The organism is Limnohabitans sp., assembly GCF_044361985.1.
Classification (GTDB): domain Bacteria; phylum Pseudomonadota; class Gammaproteobacteria; order Burkholderiales; family Burkholderiaceae_C; genus Limnohabitans_A.
Genome location: NZ_JBIKHV010000015.1, coordinates 21,031 through 36,443, shown reverse-complemented (window position 1 = coordinate 36,443; position 15,413 = coordinate 21,031). Strand labels below are relative to the sequence as shown.

The 15,413-nt window shown below is 60.4% G+C and carries 17 protein-coding genes; 8 read left to right on the top strand and 9 right to left on the bottom strand.

Going from position 1 to position 15,413, the window contains the following annotated elements:
- From ACIQ3A_RS05120 to ACIQ3A_RS05110, 3 genes are all read right to left on the bottom strand, one after another.
- A partial coding sequence (locus ACIQ3A_RS05120; RefSeq protein ID WP_396430678.1) for an ammonium transporter occupies positions 1 to 713 on the bottom strand: 713 nt, incomplete at its 3' end.
- Between the two features lie 23 nt (positions 714 to 736).
- Positions 737 to 1,075, bottom strand: coding sequence for a P-II family nitrogen regulator (gene glnK / locus ACIQ3A_RS05115; RefSeq protein WP_100118295.1), 339 nt, complete (start codon positions 1,073 to 1,075; stop codon positions 737 to 739).
- Positions 1,076 to 1,103: 28 nt separating this feature from the next.
- Entirely contained in the window at positions 1,104 to 1,853 is a 750-nt protein-coding gene (locus ACIQ3A_RS05110) for a TorF family putative porin (protein ID WP_396430677.1), read from the bottom strand.
- 198 nt (positions 1,854 to 2,051) lie between these two features.
- Between ACIQ3A_RS05110 and ACIQ3A_RS05105 the strand changes: the two genes are divergently transcribed.
- A complete protein-coding gene (locus tag ACIQ3A_RS05105) occupies positions 2,052 to 3,584 on the top strand; it encodes a YifB family Mg chelatase-like AAA ATPase (RefSeq protein WP_396430676.1) in 1,533 nt (510 codons plus the stop codon).
- Positions 3,585 to 3,695: 111 nt separating this feature from the next.
- Positions 3,696 to 4,055, top strand: a complete 360-nt coding sequence (locus ACIQ3A_RS05100) for a hypothetical protein (protein WP_396430675.1) — start codon at positions 3,696 to 3,698, stop codon at positions 4,053 to 4,055.
- A 451-nt stretch (positions 4,056 to 4,506) separates the two neighbouring features.
- Here ACIQ3A_RS05100 and ACIQ3A_RS05095 read toward each other — a convergent pair whose 3' ends face one another.
- Positions 4,507 to 4,989, bottom strand: a complete 483-nt coding sequence (locus ACIQ3A_RS05095) for a GreA/GreB family elongation factor (protein ID WP_396430674.1) — start codon at positions 4,987 to 4,989, stop codon at positions 4,507 to 4,509.
- Between the two features lie 499 nt (positions 4,990 to 5,488).
- Between ACIQ3A_RS05095 and ACIQ3A_RS05090 the strand changes: the two genes are divergently transcribed.
- The 4 genes from ACIQ3A_RS05090 to ACIQ3A_RS05075 all read left to right on the top strand — a co-directional run bounded on the left by ACIQ3A_RS05090 (position 5,489) and on the right by ACIQ3A_RS05075 (position 9,065).
- Positions 5,489 to 6,694: an MFS transporter gene (locus ACIQ3A_RS05090; RefSeq protein ID WP_396430673.1), complete on the top strand. Its 1,206-nt coding sequence runs from the start codon at positions 5,489 to 5,491 to the stop codon at positions 6,692 to 6,694.
- Between the two features lie 159 nt (positions 6,695 to 6,853).
- Complete coding sequence (locus ACIQ3A_RS05085; protein ID WP_396430672.1) at positions 6,854 to 7,804, top strand: sulfurtransferase; 951 nt, start codon at positions 6,854 to 6,856, stop codon at positions 7,802 to 7,804.
- 9 nt (positions 7,805 to 7,813) lie between these two features.
- Entirely contained in the window at positions 7,814 to 8,887 is a 1,074-nt protein-coding gene (locus tag ACIQ3A_RS05080; protein ID WP_396430671.1) for a YeeE/YedE thiosulfate transporter family protein, read from the top strand.
- A 10-nt stretch (positions 8,888 to 8,897) separates the two neighbouring features.
- On the top strand, positions 8,898 to 9,065 hold the full coding sequence (locus ACIQ3A_RS05075) for a hypothetical protein (RefSeq protein ID WP_396430670.1): 168 nt from the start codon (positions 8,898 to 8,900) through the stop codon (positions 9,063 to 9,065).
- Positions 9,066 to 9,084: 19 nt separating this feature from the next.
- Here the strand turns inward: ACIQ3A_RS05075 and phnE are convergent, their stop codons facing one another.
- The 4 genes from phnE to ACIQ3A_RS05055 are packed head-to-tail and all read right to left on the bottom strand — an operon-like array spanning position 9,085 to position 12,550.
- Complete coding sequence (gene phnE, locus ACIQ3A_RS05070) at positions 9,085 to 9,930, bottom strand: phosphonate ABC transporter, permease protein PhnE (RefSeq protein WP_396430669.1); 846 nt, start codon at positions 9,928 to 9,930, stop codon at positions 9,085 to 9,087.
- Positions 9,927 to 10,787: a PhnE/PtxC family ABC transporter permease gene (locus tag ACIQ3A_RS05065; protein WP_396430668.1), complete on the bottom strand. Its 861-nt coding sequence runs from the start codon at positions 10,785 to 10,787 to the stop codon at positions 9,927 to 9,929. The genes phnE and ACIQ3A_RS05065 overlap by 4 nt, the downstream gene beginning before the upstream one ends.
- Before the next feature lie 34 nt (positions 10,788 to 10,821).
- Positions 10,822 to 11,661 (bottom strand): phosphonate ABC transporter ATP-binding protein, encoded by an 840-nt coding sequence (locus ACIQ3A_RS05060; RefSeq protein ID WP_396430667.1) that lies wholly within the window; start codon positions 11,659 to 11,661, stop codon positions 10,822 to 10,824.
- Between the two features lie 19 nt (positions 11,662 to 11,680).
- On the bottom strand, positions 11,681 to 12,550 hold the full coding sequence (locus ACIQ3A_RS05055) for a putative selenate ABC transporter substrate-binding protein (RefSeq protein WP_396430666.1): 870 nt from the start codon (positions 12,548 to 12,550) through the stop codon (positions 11,681 to 11,683).
- Positions 12,551 to 12,722: 172 nt separating this feature from the next.
- Between ACIQ3A_RS05055 and egtD the strand changes: the two genes are divergently transcribed.
- Both egtD and ACIQ3A_RS05045 read left to right on the top strand, forming a co-directional pair.
- Positions 12,723 to 13,691, top strand: coding sequence for an L-histidine N(alpha)-methyltransferase (gene egtD, locus ACIQ3A_RS05050; RefSeq protein ID WP_396430665.1), 969 nt, complete (start codon positions 12,723 to 12,725; stop codon positions 13,689 to 13,691).
- A 102-nt stretch (positions 13,692 to 13,793) separates the two neighbouring features.
- A complete protein-coding gene (locus tag ACIQ3A_RS05045) occupies positions 13,794 to 14,558 on the top strand; it encodes an SDR family NAD(P)-dependent oxidoreductase (protein ID WP_396430679.1) in 765 nt (254 codons plus the stop codon).
- Between the two features lie 3 nt (positions 14,559 to 14,561).
- On the opposite strand, the gene ACIQ3A_RS05040 is transcribed toward ACIQ3A_RS05045, so the two are convergent.
- On the bottom strand, positions 14,562 to 15,410 hold the full coding sequence (locus tag ACIQ3A_RS05040) for a TauD/TfdA dioxygenase family protein (RefSeq protein ID WP_396430664.1): 849 nt from the start codon (positions 15,408 to 15,410) through the stop codon (positions 14,562 to 14,564).
- Between the last annotated feature and the right edge of the window lie 3 nt (positions 15,411 to 15,413).

The window sequence follows — 15,413 nt, the reverse complement described above, 5'->3', positions numbered from 1 at the left end:
TCCTTGGAAGCGTAGGCGTCAGGGCCCATCCAGAACCAGACCATGTGTGCCACGGGCAGGTAACTGAAAGTGAACCACAGCACCATGAAGGCCAACACAGCAGAGAACTTGATGCGTTCGGCAAAGGCACCAACGATCAGGGCGCAAGTGATGCCTGCGAACGTGGCCTGAAAAGCCGCGAACGTAATTTCAGGAATCACAACGCCTTTGCTGAACGTGGCCGCGTTGGCGAAGGTGCCACCCACGTTGTCCCAGATGCCCTTCATGAACAGGCGGTCAAAACCACCGATGTAGGCATTGCCTTCGGTAAAGGCCAGGCTGTAGCCGTAGATGAACCACAGCACGGTGATCATCGAGAACGTGACCACCACCTGCATCAGCACGGACAGCATGTTTTTGCTGCGCACCAGACCGCCATAAAACAGGGCCAGGCCAGGAATGACCATCAGAATCACCAAGATGGTGGACACCATCATCCAGGCGGTATCGCCTTTGTTGGGCACCAGCACAGGTGCAGCCTCTGCAGCTGCAGGCGCGGCAGAAGGCGCAGTGGCCGGAGCAGCAGCATCGGCCGGTTTGGCCTCAGCAGGGGTTGCGGCAGCAGGGGCCGACACGGCGGCAGGTGCAGTCTGGGCGGTGGCGACAGATGCCGCACCGAACACACCGAAACCCAAAGTCAGGCCCAAGGCCAGAGTAGCAAGTAGTTTTTTCATGTTTCGACTCTCTTGTTGATGCATCAAAGGGCTTCGCCACCGGTCTCACCGGTGCGGATGCGAACCACTTGCTCGAGGTCGTACACGAAGATCTTGCCGTCACCGATTTTGCCGGTGCGGGCACCGGCTTCGATGGCTTCGATCACGCGCTCGACCAGCTCGTCGGACACGGCCGCCTCGATCTTCACTTTGGGCAAGAAATCGACGACGTATTCCGCACCGCGATACAGCTCGGTGTGGCCCTTTTGACGACCAAAGCCTTTGACTTCGGTCACGGTGATGCCCTGCACGCCGATGCCCGAAAGTGCTTCACGCACTTCGTCCAGCTTGAAGGGTTTGATGATGGCGGTCACCAGTTTCATGATGGTTCCTTGGTTGGAATGTGGGAAATCAGAAGGCGTATTTCAGGCCAACGACCAGGCCGGACTTGCCGTTGAACTTGTCTTTCAAGGTGTAAAAGACCTTGTCTGCATCGGTCCCCACGATTGCAGCAGACGCAGACAGCCCATTACCCAAGTCTTTGCTCAGCGTCAGCGCGTAATCTGTATACGTACCGGCATCATTGTTCTTGACCATCTGATGGCCCACGTGCGGCACCAAAGTAAACCCATTGCCCATATCAAAGGCAGCACTCAGGTCAAGGTAATAGCTGTTTTTACTGTTAGGGGTACCAAACACATTCGTCAGTGAATGCGAATACTTGGCAGTTACCAAGCCAAAGGTGGCTGCCCCGTAGACCTCGCTGGTGTTGGCATTTGCATACAAAGGGACTTCTCCAAGCTTGTTTCCAACGTATTCATACCGCAAGAATCCCACGTCGTAGGCCACATCGCCCACAGCACCTTTGTAACCACCATACAAGTCAAGCTCGACGTTGCCTTTAGAGGCGCCAGAATCTTTGATGAACTTGATGGTTGAACCCCAAGCACCCACATAGAAACCACTCTTGTCCGCGTAATCCAAGCCGCCTTGCAAGGCAGGCTGCAGGCGTGACTGGGAAATGCCGCGGTAGCGGTAATCGCTCACAGCGCCGACGTTGAAAGACAGGCTGCTCGCAGGAGCTGCTGCCTGGGCTTGGGCCAGACCGCTCACGGAACCCAAAGCCAGGGCAATCAGGGTAGGAACGAGGATTTTTTTCATGCAGAACTCCAAGGAAGTTAATAAAGGACATAGACCTTATGCAGGGAGCGTGCCAACCTGCATTCACCCGGGCATCTGAGGGCATTTACCAGTGCTTTTTTACTCTCTTCATGCTTGAATAGCATTCCAACAAATTCTGCATCCCACGTCCGGGTGCCAGAGCACACACCATGCACCAGCGTGGGGCAGGGAGAGGGTATGAGTCTCAGTTTGGTGCACAGCCGAGCGCTGGTCGGCCTGCAAGCGCCCGCAGTCACCGTGGAGGTGCATCTGGCCAATGGCCTGCCCAGCTTCACCTTGGTGGGACTGGCGGATGTCGAAGTCAAAGAGGCACGCGAACGCGTGCGTTCGGCCCTGCAAAACAGCGGGCTGGACTTTCCGCACAACAAACGCATCACGGTCAACCTGGCCCCGGCCGACTTGCCCAAAGACTCGGGGCGGCTCGACTTGCCCATCGCGCTGGGCATCCTGGCCGCCAGCGGTCAAATTGACGCCAGCAAACTGGCAGGCTACGAATTTGCAGGCGAGCTGTCTTTGTCGGGCCTGTTGCGTCCGGTGCGCGGCGCGCTGGCCATGAGCCTAGCGCTGCGCCAGCAACAAGTACGCACCCGGCTGGTGCTGCCGCCGGGCAGCGCCGAAGAAGCTGCGCTGGTGCCCGATGCCGAAGTCTTTCGGGCCCAGCACTTGCTCGATGTGGTGCAGCAATTCCTGCCGCCATCGAACGAGCCGCCACCCGAACCCAGCGATGGTTGGGCGCGCATGGCACCCACCACGCCCAGCGCGCCGCCACGCTACGCCGATCTGGCCGACGTGAAAGGCCAGGCCGGCGTGAAACGGGTGTTAGAAATTGCCGCCGCTGGCGGACACTCTTTGCTCATGGTGGGCCCGCCCGGGTCGGGCAAGTCGATGCTGGCGCAGCGCTTTGCCGGCTTGCTGCCGCCCATGTCCATCGAAGATGCGCTGGAGTCGGCCGCCATCGCCAGCTTGGCTGGGCGTTTTGACTTGTCGCGCTGGGCGCAACGCCCAACCGGCCAGCCTCACCACTCGGCCAGCGCCGTGGCACTGGTCGGTGGCGGCTCACCGCCCCGCCCAGGCGAAATCTCTCTGGCGCACCACGGCGTGCTGTTTTTGGATGAACTTCCGGAGTTTCCAAGAGCCGCACTGGAAGCCCTGCGTGAGCCCCTGGAAACTGGCACCATCACCATCGCCAGGGCGGCCAGGCGGGCCGAATTTCCAGCACGTTTTCAATTGATCGCCGCCATGAACCCCTGCCCCTGCGGCTATCTGGGCAGCCCCCACCGTGCTTGCCGCTGCTCGCCCGACCAGGTCAGCCGCTACCAGGGCAAACTCAGCGGCCCGTTGCTGGACCGGATCGACCTGCACATCGAGGTGCCCAGTCTGCCCGCGCAAGACCTGCTGAATGCCCCGCCGGGCGAAAGCACCCGCGCCATTGCGGTCCGCAGCAGGGTGGCCCGCGAGCGTGCACTGGACCGTCAGGCTTGCACCAATGCTGACTTGCAAGGCCAGGCCATCGACACGCAGGCCCGGCTGGACGACAACGCCCGCGCCTTGCTGCAAAAAGCCGCCACCCGGCTGGGGTGGAGCGGCCGCAGCACCCACCGCAGCCTGAAGGTGGCCCGCACCATTGCCGATCTGGCTGGCAGTGACACCATTCAGACAGCGCATGTGGCCGAGGCGGTGCAATACCGCCGGGTGCTCAAGGAACACTGAAAGCGGCCAATACACAAGGGCTTACATCTGAAGCTGGTTCTGGAGATTTCTTGTCAACGGCGACCACAGGGCGGCGTTATGGGTGGACACCTGTCAATCATGAGGCGCCCTGTGAAAAAAATTCTTGGTATTTTGGTCATTGCACTGTCCGCTGGTGCTCTCAGCACACACGCTCTGGCAGGCGGCCCGCACGGGCATCCACCACGCCACAAGATCGTGCACCAGCCACGCGCTTCGGATTGGCTGGGGCCATTGATTGTCCTGGGCATTGCAGGCGCAGCGATCAGCGCTGCCGCCAGCCAGCCCAGCTATGCGCCACCGCCGCAGGTGACTTATGTGAACCCTCCCGCTGTTGTCATGCCGCCACCTCAGCCCGTCGGCGCCAGTTACTTTTGCAGCTCAGTCGGGCAGTTTTACCCTTACACCGGCTATTGCCCTGAGGGCTGGCAACTGGTTTACCCCGCGCGCTGATCCAGGTCTAGTTCGCGCCCAAGCCGACGTTCAGTGCTGAAGAAAGTCACTGTAGTTGCTCTGCGTCACTGAGGGTGCTGTTTTCCAGCGGCAATGTGTATAGGTCTGCTTGAGGCTGGAAGCAGTCGTTCACGGATCATCGACTGACCGGCAGCATCCGACCCAAAGCGGACTGTCGCTGCAAACGCCTAAATCAATGCAAAAAAGTAAAGCAGTCAGTGGAAGTCTCCAAAATTTGCGCACTTTGTTCCTTCGATTTTGTACGGCTCAAAGGGGGCAGGTCACTCTATAGCTGCCATTCACGGATGTCGGCGGATGGATCTTTGAATTTGAATAGATTTGATGCTCCATACCGATCACTCTGGAGTTGCCACAAATGACCCGCAGCCGAAGTCTAGCTTCCAGGCACATCTGATGACCTAAGCCAATTTGGCTTGGGCTTGCTTGCGGATTAATTTACCCGCAGCACCTCAAATTGCTGTCGGATTGGAGCTACCTGTATCCACACCTCATCACCCTCGTGTTTACCCAGCATGGCCCTCCCCAAAGGGGCTTCGCTGCTGATGACCTGAATGAGCTGTGCGCCGCTGACCAACTTCATGCTGCCCCCATCCGGCCCGAGAAAGAGCAGTTGCTGTTTGTCGTCGGAATTGACTAGGCAGACCAGCGCGCCGAGCTGTATACCTTTGCTGGCGTCATAGGCACGCGGGCGGAATTGGCGCCAATTGGCCATCGCCTGGCGAAGGTCTTCAGCGCGCCGAGCCTGGCCGGTGGCCAGGTAGGCGGCTTCGAGTCCCAATGTGTCGTATTTGTTTTCGGCAATGTTTTCTTCGTGTGTCGCCGTTTCATGGGCCGCACGCACTGCCTGTTCGGCTTGCAGAAGGTTTTCGGCGAGCCGATCCAGCACCAGCTGCTGTAGCAAGAGTTTATCCATGATGAAAGGTAGGCATCTCGAAAAGCAGAGGGGAGGGGTTAGATTATGAAGTGCCTTACCAGCCTTAGACGCTTCTGTTGCCACAACCGCATCGTCCGCTTAGTGGCCGGTTGATGTCAGTCAGCACGTCTGATCCGGTGACGGCAATCGCTGCAAACCGGTCCATTTGACTGCCGCCTTGGGCGCGCAGAAAGATCAAATCGTGATCCTTAGAGAAAATTGCAACTGCAATGACGCATTGATAGCACGTACTGTGACGAAAATTTCAGTTCGCCTATAAAAATCAACAACTTACAAACCTAGGGTTAGCAACTTCAAGGACGTTCCGCAAATGCGGCTTGGCCTGATCCCACACCCACCGGAATGCCCGCTCCTTTTGAGCGGCAGGTATGCTCTGATGGATGCATCTCCTGGCATCCTCTGTTCAGCGCCCCCGCATTTGTTCAGCTTGCACGTTTTTTTGCGCACCAAGCTGTGATTTTTCAGGTGCCTTTCTGTTGTGAACGCACCGCGCTTGCCCTCCTTTTGCTTTTGGCTATCCCTGCCCCAGCTCATCACCTGGGGCAGCGTTTTTTACACCTTCTCCTTGTTGATGACCCCTTTGGAGGCCGCTCTTGGCATGAGCCGGGCAGAGTCGTCTCTGGCCTTCAGCCTGGCGCTGCTGGCCGAAGGCCTGATGGCTTACCTGGTCGGGCGCTGGATCGATGCCGGGCACGAGCGTGTGGTGATGAGCCTGGGCTCACTCTGGGTGGGTGCAGGCTTGGTGGCGCACGGCTTTGTCGAGTCTGTTGCCGGGTTTTACGCCGTGTGGGTCTGGCTGGGTCTGGGCCTGGCCGCCACGCTTTACACCCCCGCCTTTGCAGTGGTCACGCGGCGATTTCCAGAAGATTTTCGGCGCGCCATCATCATCCTCACTTTTTTGGGTGGGCTGGCCAGCACCGTGTTCATTCCACTGTTTGCTTGGTGGATGGACCTGTGGGGCTGGCGGCACGCGCTGTGGGCCTTGGCCGCTTTGCAGTTGTTGGTCTGCGCCCCGCTGCACGGCTGGTTGCTGCGCGGTGCACCGCACTCAGACAGCCACGACAGGCCCCCCGAGGAATTGCCAAAACGCAGCGCTGTCCCGGTGCGAGAGCACCTGCGCAAAACACCTTTCTGGCTGTTGGCCCTGTTCATGGTGCTGATGATGTCGGTGACGTCTGCCTTGCCGGCCCACATGATCGCGCTTTTGCAAGAGTCGGGTTTGTCGCCTGCATGGGTCATCGCCATTCCGGCGGCCATAGGTGCCATTCAGGTGGTGGGGCGCCTGGTGTTGTTCGTTTTTGAGCGCTACTGGGACGTGCACACCGCCAACCGCTGGATTCCCATGCTGATCCCGGCTGGCCTGCTGGTGCTGCTGCTGGGTGGGCTCAACCCGGTCGCCTCACTGGTGTTTGTGGTGCTCTATGGCTTGGGCAATGGCATGAACACCATCGTCAAAGGCACGGCCATGGCGCAATACGTCAGCCAAGCGCATGTCGGACAGCTCAACGGCTTGCTGGGCCTGCCGATTGCGCTGGCGCGCGCTGCTGCGCCCTTGACCCTGGGCCTGCTCTGGTCCCCTGCGCAGGGCTACACCTTGGCGCTTTGGTGGCTGCTGACTGCCAGCGTGTTGGGCACGGCGGCCCTGTGGATGGCCCAAAACCGGGCCATGGCTGAACGGCATTGACATGCCCTGTCGGAGCCAAAGTCCGGCCTGGTCAAGCCAGACACCTCTTCTTTATATCCATACGGCATATCAAACCAACTAAATAATCGTTTGCTTGTCTGAGTTGAATGGTCACAATCCGGCATCTTTCCAAAAATTCCCTCCACGGATCACCCCACCATGAAGAACCTCACCACCCTGCTTCTGGGCTTGGCCTTGTCGGCCGCAGCGACCGCCCCTTTCGCTGCCCAGCCCCTGCTGAGCCCGGCCGAACTGCAAGCCAAATTGTCGGATGCCAGCGTCCGCGTGATCGACATCCGTGACGCCAAGTCGTATGCGGCCAACCACATTCCGGGTGCCATCAACGCGCCCTATGGCGCCTGGCGTGGCCCAGCCCACAACCCCGGCGAACTGCCTGAACTCCCCAAGCTGACTGCGCTGGTGCAGAGCCTGGGCTTGACGCCCGTCACCCACGCCGTGGTCGTTTCCAGCGGCGCTGATGCCACCGACTTTGGCGCTTCAGCCCGGGTCTACTGGACGCTCAAGGTGCTGGGGCTGAAAGAACTGTCGGTGCTCAACGGTGGCCTCAAGGCCTGGACCCTCGCCGCTTTGCCGCAGAACAACCAAGCCGTCAAAGTAGCGGCCAGCAATTTTCAGCCGCAGATTGACAAGAGCCTGGTGGCCACCAAAGAAGAGCTGGTAGCCCGTGTGAAATCAGGCGATGCCGCCTTGATCGACGCCCGCCCAGCCGACTTCTTCAAGGGCGATACCCGCCATGTGGCCGCCAGCGTGCCCGGCACATTGCAAGGCGCCGTCAATGTAGAACACGACAAGTGGTTTGCCCCCGGCAGTTCGACTTTTGTGAACGCCGAGCAGGCCCAAAAAGTGGCGGCCGCCAGCCCCATTGATCCCGCCAAAGAGACGGTGTCCTTTTGCAACACCGGCCACTGGGCGGCAACCAACTGGTTTGCCATGTCCGAGGTGCTGGGCCAGAAAAATGTCAAGCTGTATGCGGGTTCGATGGTCGAGTGGTCCAAGGACCCCAACGGTCTGCCCATGGCCAACGTGCCCAGCCGCCCGAAACAACTCTTGATCGACGCCAAGTTCTGGGCCGAGAAAACCTTCAAATAAACTTTGGCTATGAAACGCCTGCCAATGGCGGCCTTGCTGGCCGCCTTTTTCATCTTTTTAGCGCTGTCCGTGTCCATCCGCCAAGCCGTGCTGATGGGGGTGGGCGTGGGCATGGGCGCAGTTTTGGCAGGTGCCCGCTTTGGTTTCACCACCGGTTGGCGTCAGCTCATTGAGCAGCGCAACCCACAAGGTGTGAGCGGCCAGGTGCTACTGCTGGCACTGGCCAGTCTGGCGGCGCTGCCGCTGCTGGGGCAGTTTTCTGAACTGCACGCCGCTTTAGGGCCACCCAGCGTGAGCTTGCTGGTGGGCGCTTTCGTGTTCGGCCTAACCATGCAAATTGCCGACGGCTGCGGCTCGGGCACTTTGTACAAAGCGGGGCTGGGCGTGCCGCTCAACATGGGCATATTGCCGTTGTTCGCCTTGGGCAGCTTCTTGGGCTCGGTGCATCTGGACAGCTGGCTGTCACTTGGCCAGATGGCCCCGGTCAGCTTCTCCGCCAGTTTGGGCACGGGCGGCGCTTTGGCCTTGACGCTGGCCCTGCTGGCCGCCGTGCTGGTGGCGGTGCGACTGTGGGTGGGCACAGGCCAGACTTGGCTGGACAAACGCTGGCTCTGGGGCGCCGTGGCGCTGGCCGTGTTGGCCACCCTCAACCTGCTGCTGGCTGGGCAACCCTGGGGCGTGGTCTACGGCTTTGGCCTGTGGGCCGCCAAAGGCGCCGTGGCGCTGGGCTTGTTTGACCCCAGTGCCAACGCCTTCTGGGGCCAGACCGGCAATGCGCAACGCCTGACGCAAACCGTGTTCATGGACGTGACCACCATCACCAACATCGGTATTCTGGGCGGTGCGCTGTGGGTGTCGGCCAAGGCGCCAGCAGACAGCAAGCCACTCACCACACAGCAATGGGTGATCGGCCTGGTCGCCGGTTTCGTCATGGGCTACAGCTCGCGTTTGGCCTTTGGCTGCAACATTGGCGCCATGCTCAGCGGTATCTCGACCGGCAGCCTGCACGGCTGGATCTGGGTGCCCATGGCGTTTGCCGGCACCTTGATCGGCGTGCGTGTGCGTCGCCACTACCAATTCTGAGGAAGGCAGCATGCACAAAACACAGCAACTGCAGGCCATTTTCTGGCTGGGCCTGGCGGCCTTTCTGGTCTGGGACTTTCAGGCATCGGCCCCCGTGGATCTGCGCAACGAACCGCCCCTGATCGCAGCCGGTTCAGGCCAGGCGAGCAGCGGTGGGCATTGCTCGATGGCCAAATAATCAACTTCACATCAACACGTCAGCGCGTCAACCAGCGCCGCGCCGCAAAGCTGAGCGCATCCACGCAAACCACCATCAGCAGCATGGCCGCCAAGATGGTGGCGGTCTTGTTCATGTGAAACAGGCCCATGTGAAACGACAGCAACTGGCCCAGGCCGCCCGCGCCCACCACGCCCAACACAGCGGCGGCACGAATGTTGTTTTCCCAGCGGTACAGCGTGTAGCTCATGAGTTGTGGCAGCACCTGGGGCAAGGTGGCATAGGCGAACACGCGCAGCGGCCCCACACCCTGAGTGCGCAAGGCGTCGCCCGGCCCGGTGGGCACGTTTTCCATGGCCTCGGCAAACAAGCGGCCCAGCACGCCGCTGGTGTGCAGGGCCAGCGCCAATGTGCCCGCCATGGGCCCAAGTCCGGCCGAGATCAACAGCAAGGCCGCCCACACCAGCTCAGGGATGGCGCGCAGCGCGTTCAATACCCATCGTGTGGGACTGCGCAACCAAGCTGGGTCTTGGCTTGACAAACGGCTGGCGGGCACGGCCAGCGCCAAACCCAGCACCGCTGCAATGGCTGTGCCCAAGGCCGACATGGCCAGGGTTTCCCAGGCGGCCCAAACCACCTTGTTGACAAACACGGGTGACAAGTCGGGCGGAAAAAACTCGGCCACAAAGCGGCCCATGCTGCGCGCCGATTCCACCGATGCAAAAGCCGCCCAGTCCAGCTCCAGCGAGACAAAACTGGCCACCACCAGCACCAGCAATAACGCCATGAACCAACATGCACGGCAGCGTGCATTGAACAGTGGCGGCGGCAATTTGTAAGGCGGGTTGGCCGCTTCACGAAACAATGCTTGGCTGAGCGGCTTCATGCCAGCGCCTTTCTCAGCCAGGCGCTCACGCGGTCGGCCAGCGCCACCAGTGCAATGAACACCAGCAACAAGGTCGCCACCTCGCCGCCGTTGAACATCTTCATGGAGTTGTCCAGTTGCTGGCCCAGACCGCCCGCGCCCACAAAGCCCAGCACCACGGAAGAGCGGATGGCGCATTCCCAGCGGTACACCGTGTACGAGGCCAGTTCGGCCGCGTGGCTGGGCAGCAGCGCGTACACAAAGGCTTGCAGGCGACCACTGCCGTTGCGCATCAGCGTCTGCGTAGCGTGGCTCTCGCCGCTTTCAAGAATCTCGGCATACACCTTGCCCAGCATGCCGCCATAGGTCAGCGCAATGGCCAGTACGCCAGCGGTGGGCCCCAAGCCCACCACGCGCACAAACACCAGCGCCCAGATCAGTTCAGGAATGCTGCGCAGCACAATCAAGGTGCCCCGCACGCACCAGCGCAGCACGGCTGGCAAGCGGTCCATGTGGCCCGATAAGGCCGACAAGGACAAAACCCGCGTGGCCAGAAAACTCAAGGGCAGGGCCAGCACCAGCGCCAGTGTGACGCCGGCGGTGGCCATGGCCACAGTGCGCCAGGTTTCGCGCACCACCATTTGCATGAATTCGGCGTTGTGCACCAGGGGCCAAAAGCTGGCCAAAAAGTCGGCCGTGACTTTGCGGTTCTCAGGCGCCCACAACACCCACAAACGAAACTCGGTGGCCACAGCCAGCGGCCACAAGAGGACCAGCGCCAGGCTCAACCAAAACACCCGCGCGGCAAAGGCCGGGTCGCGCGCGGGAGCGTGTGGATGCGGCTGGGCAGTAGGCAAGGGTGAAACTGAGGCGGACATGTGCGGTGCGCGTGGCGTGAAAGACCTGGCCGCGTCAGCGGCAATGCATCACCACAGGCGCAGGTGTTGTCAGAGCGGCCTCTTGCAGCACCAAAGGCAGCGCCTCACCGCGCAACTCGTGTTCGTACTGGTCGTACAAATTCGCCAGGCGCTCGGGGCTGACCTGCGCAGCCGGCAAGTCAAACACCATCTGCCCATCGCGCAGGCCGATGATGCGTGGGAAGTGCGCCAACGCCATGTCCACCTGGTGCAGCGTGGCCACCAATGTGACTTTGCGCTCGGCCGCCAGGCCCACCAATGCGGCCATGGCCATGCGGGCGCGCATAGGGTCGAGCGCCGACAGCGGCTCATCGATCAGCCACAGGCTGGCCGGGGCCAGCAAGGCGCGGGCCAGGCCCACGCGCTGGCGCTCGCCACCCGACAAGCGGTCTACACGTTCGAACAATTTTTCGCCCAGGTCAAAGTGCAGCAGCGCTTGGTAAGCCGACGGGATGTCAGCCGGGTAAAACAGCGAGCGCAAACTGGCCCATAGGCCCATGGCGGGCAAACGCCCGGCCAGCACCGCGGTCACCACGCGTTGGCGCGGCGGCAGCGGTGGCACTTGCGGGGCCAGAAACAACTGGCCACGCAAACGGCGCAGCGCCCGAGCGGGCAATGTCCAGGGGTTCACGCCCGCCAACTGCAGCCGGCCTTGCGTGGGCGGCTGCGCGCAGGCCAGCACCTGCAACAAGGTCGTCTTGCCCGCGCCAGACGGGCCAATGATGGCCACCTGTTCGCCTGCGGCCAGCCGCAGGTTCAGCGCGCGCAAAGCCGGTGCCGTGCCAGGCAGCGCGGCCGGGTGCCGGGCCTCCAGGGCCAAAAGCTCGATGTTCAAGCCGATGTGCTCCAGCGATTCAAAGCAAGCCCAAGTTTCTAGCTGCTGCTTCTAATTCTTTGTAGTTTTCAGGCTTGGTTTCGATGTAACGCGTGGCACGGTTCAGACGAAGAATTTCAGCGTGTTCAGGGTTAGCCGGGTTAAGAGCAAGCAGCGCAGCCTTGATCTTGTTCTGCAGTGAAACTGGCATGTCAGCGTGTACCGACCAGTTGTAATTGAAGTACGTTGGCGTTGTAAAAAACACATTCACAGCCTGAGTGTCCACCTTGTTTTCTGCGACAAACTTTTTCCACACCGTGATGTCCAGCGCAGCCGCATCGACTTTGCCACTGACCACCGAGGCAATCGTGGCGTCGTGCGCACCGCTGTAGGCGATGCGCTTAAAGTCTTTTTCAGGGTTGATCCCAGCTTGCACCAGTACACCTCTTGGCATGGCGTGCCCAGATGTACTGCTGGCAGAACCAAAGGAGATTTGCTTGCCCTTCATGTCAGCCAGCGTCTTGATGCCCGAATCGGTCTTGGCAATGAACACCGATTGAAAACGCGTGTCTTCTTCGCGCTGGGCCAAAGGCACCACCTTGTCACCAGAGCGGAGCTTGGCCTGAACGTAGGTGAAGCCACCAAACCAGACCAAGTCCACCTTTTTGTTGACAAGTGACTCCACCGCAGCGGGGTAATCGGTGACCGGCGTGAACAGCACCTTCATGCCCAATTGCTTTTCGAGGTAGTTGGCCAGAGGCGTGAACTTGCGCACTTGTTCGGTAGCGGCCTCTTCAGGAATGGTGGTGACACGCAGCGTGGTTTGGGCACTGGCTGCAAACGCAGCAGACAGCGCCAAGAGGCCCGTGATGGCAAAGGGCAGGACCCTGGCAACAAAAGAATTCAACATTGAAAAGTTCCTCCAAAAACAAACAGCTTGGATTAAACCCTGAAATGCATCGGCACAAGCGCTCAGGGGCTAAAACCAGACCCTGAAACGAGACGCCATGCGCGAAATTTTTAGCAGCGAGGGGCTTGTACCCGCCTGCCACGGGGCGACCGCACTGGCTTAAGATGCCCGCATGAGCGCCCCCCAATTCATTCAGATTTACCACCCACATGCCGGCCATGTGGCGCAAGAACTCCTGCAGGGCCTGATGGCCCCTCAGGCCTTCACATCGCCCAAATACCTTTATGACGCGCTGGGCTCGCGCCTGTTTGAAGCCATCACTGAGTTGCCAGAGTACGACCTCACACGAACCGAAGCCCGTGTGATGCAGCAGCATAGCGCTGACATGGCCAGTCACCTGCCGGCTGACGCTTGCTGGATCGACCTGGGCGCAGGCAATTGCGAAAAAGCTTCGCACTTGCTGGGCCCAATGGCGGCAGGGCGGTATGTGGCAGTCGACATATCGGTGGACTTTGTGCGTGCGGCCCTGCAAGACCTGCAGCACCAACATCCAGGTTTGCCCATGATGGGTCTGGGCATCGACTTTTCGGCGGGTCTTCATTTACCTGCCGACCTCGCGCTGGATCCAGCTCAGCCCCGTGTGCTGTTTTATCCAGGCTCGAGCATCGGCAATTTCACACCCGATCAGGCTGTGGGCTTTTTACGCAGCCTGCACACTGCGTGCGGCAGCGCCAGGCACAGCGGTCTGCTGATCGGGGTGGACCTGGTGAAAGATGTGGCCGAACTCGAAGCCGCTTACGACGATGCGCTGGGCGTCACAGCCGCCTTCAACCTGAACTTGCTCTTGCACATCAACCGCCTGGTGGGCAGTGACTTTGCAGTGCGTGACTGGCGCCACCTGTCGCGTTTCAATGCCGAACAATCGCGGGTAGAAATGCACCTGCAAGCCCGCCAGGCCCTGCGGGTGCAATGGCCCGGTGGTGGGCGCCATTTTGCAGCGGGCGAAACCATTCACACCGAAAACGCCTGCAAATGGACAGTGCCAGGCTTTGACACCTTGTTGCGCACAGCAGGCTTCACGGCCATCCGGACATGGACAGACCCAGCCACACGCTTTGCCGTGTTCTGGGCAAGCGCCTGAGCTTGTCACCTACTTGATTGGGCGTCACGGCGAGCCTGCCCATAATGAATCGGCCCCAGCGCTCATGCTGTGTGCAGATGCATCTACCAGGAGACTTGCATGTTGAACGATCTGAAAGACAAAGTAGTTTTGATCACCGGCTCCAGCACCGGCATCGGGGCCGCGGCTGCCGTCGCTTTTGGCAAACTGGGTGCTCGCGTGGCGGTGCACTACAACAGCAGCAAAGGACCGGCTGAAGAGGTGCTCAAAGCGGTCAAAGCCACTGGCGCACAGGCCGTGTTGCTGCAAGGCGACGTGATGGAATCGACCCAGTGCCAGCGCCTGGTCGATGACACCGTGAAAGCCTTTGGCCGCATCGACATCCTGATCAACAATGCCGGCGCATTGGTCCAGCGGGTACCGATCGAAGAAATCACCGATGCGCTGTTTGACAACGTGGTCTACCTGAATGTGCGTTCGGCCATGATGTGCACCGCTGCAGCGGTGGCCGCCATGCGCAAGCAAGGCCAAGGCGGCGGCATCATCAACGTGACGTCGGTGGCGGCACGGCACGGCGGCGGGGCTGGCGCATCGCTCTATGCTGGCTCCAAGGGTTTTGTCTCAACCATGACGCGGGGCCTGGCCAAAGAACTGGTCAAGGACAAGATCCGCGTCAACGCCGTGGCGCCTGGTGTCATCACCACGCCGTTTCATGAACGTTTTTCGACCCCGCAAATGCTGGAAGGCTTCAAGGCCACGATTCCGATGAACCGACTGGGTACCGCCGAGGAATGTGCAGGTGCTTTTGTGTACCTGGCTTCTGAGCAAATGTCAGGCTATGTGACCGGCCAGATCATCGAAGTCAACGGCGGCCAGTACATGCCTTGAGGGTCAGTGGCCAGAAGGGTAGAGCACGGTCACGCGCCACAAGCTGCGGGGCCGCGTCAGATCGATCAGGGGCGCGCTGTGCAGCAGCAAAGCGTTGTCCCAGACGATAACGTCGCCGTTTTCATAGTTGTTGGTGTAACAGTATTTGTCTTGTGTGGCGTGCGCCGCGAGTTCACGCAACAGCGCCAGCGCCTCGTCGTCATCCATGCCCTCGATGCCGAAGGAACTGCCGCTCACGGCATACAAGGCGGGCTGGCCGGTGAACGGGTGCTTTTTGACGAGCGGATGATGCACCCAGTTGACCCGTTTGGCCTGGTCCGGGTTGAGCACCGAGGCCACGGTCCTGGATTGATGGTCCAGGTCATCACGGTTGCCATAGTGGTGCTTCACCACCAGGCCCTGAATTTTTTCCTGCATGCTGCGCGGCAGGTCGGCATAGGCTTTGGCTTGGTTGGCAAAGGTCGTGCCGTTGGGTGAATGGGGCACGTCTTGCGCGTGCAAGATGGTGCAGCGCGCTACATCGTCCAGGTAAGAGTAGTCGGTGTGGAAATAGGTGCCGGCATCCACCAGCCCGGTGGGTTTGCCGTCCTTGAAAACATTCGACAGCATCAGGATATTGGCATCTTCCGGGTGGTGAAAGCTGTCAATGACATGGGGCGAAGGCCGCCCCCATTGCTTGGCAAAAGTCACCATCTGCGCGGCCGTGAGCGACTGGTTCTTCAACACGATGAAGCCATGGCGGTGCAAGGCATCGGCCAGCCATTTTTTTTGCCCCTCATCCAAAGGGTGTGAAAGATCCAAGCCCTGAACCTGGGCGCCTAAAACATCACTCAAAGGCGTCAGTTGCTGCATGGC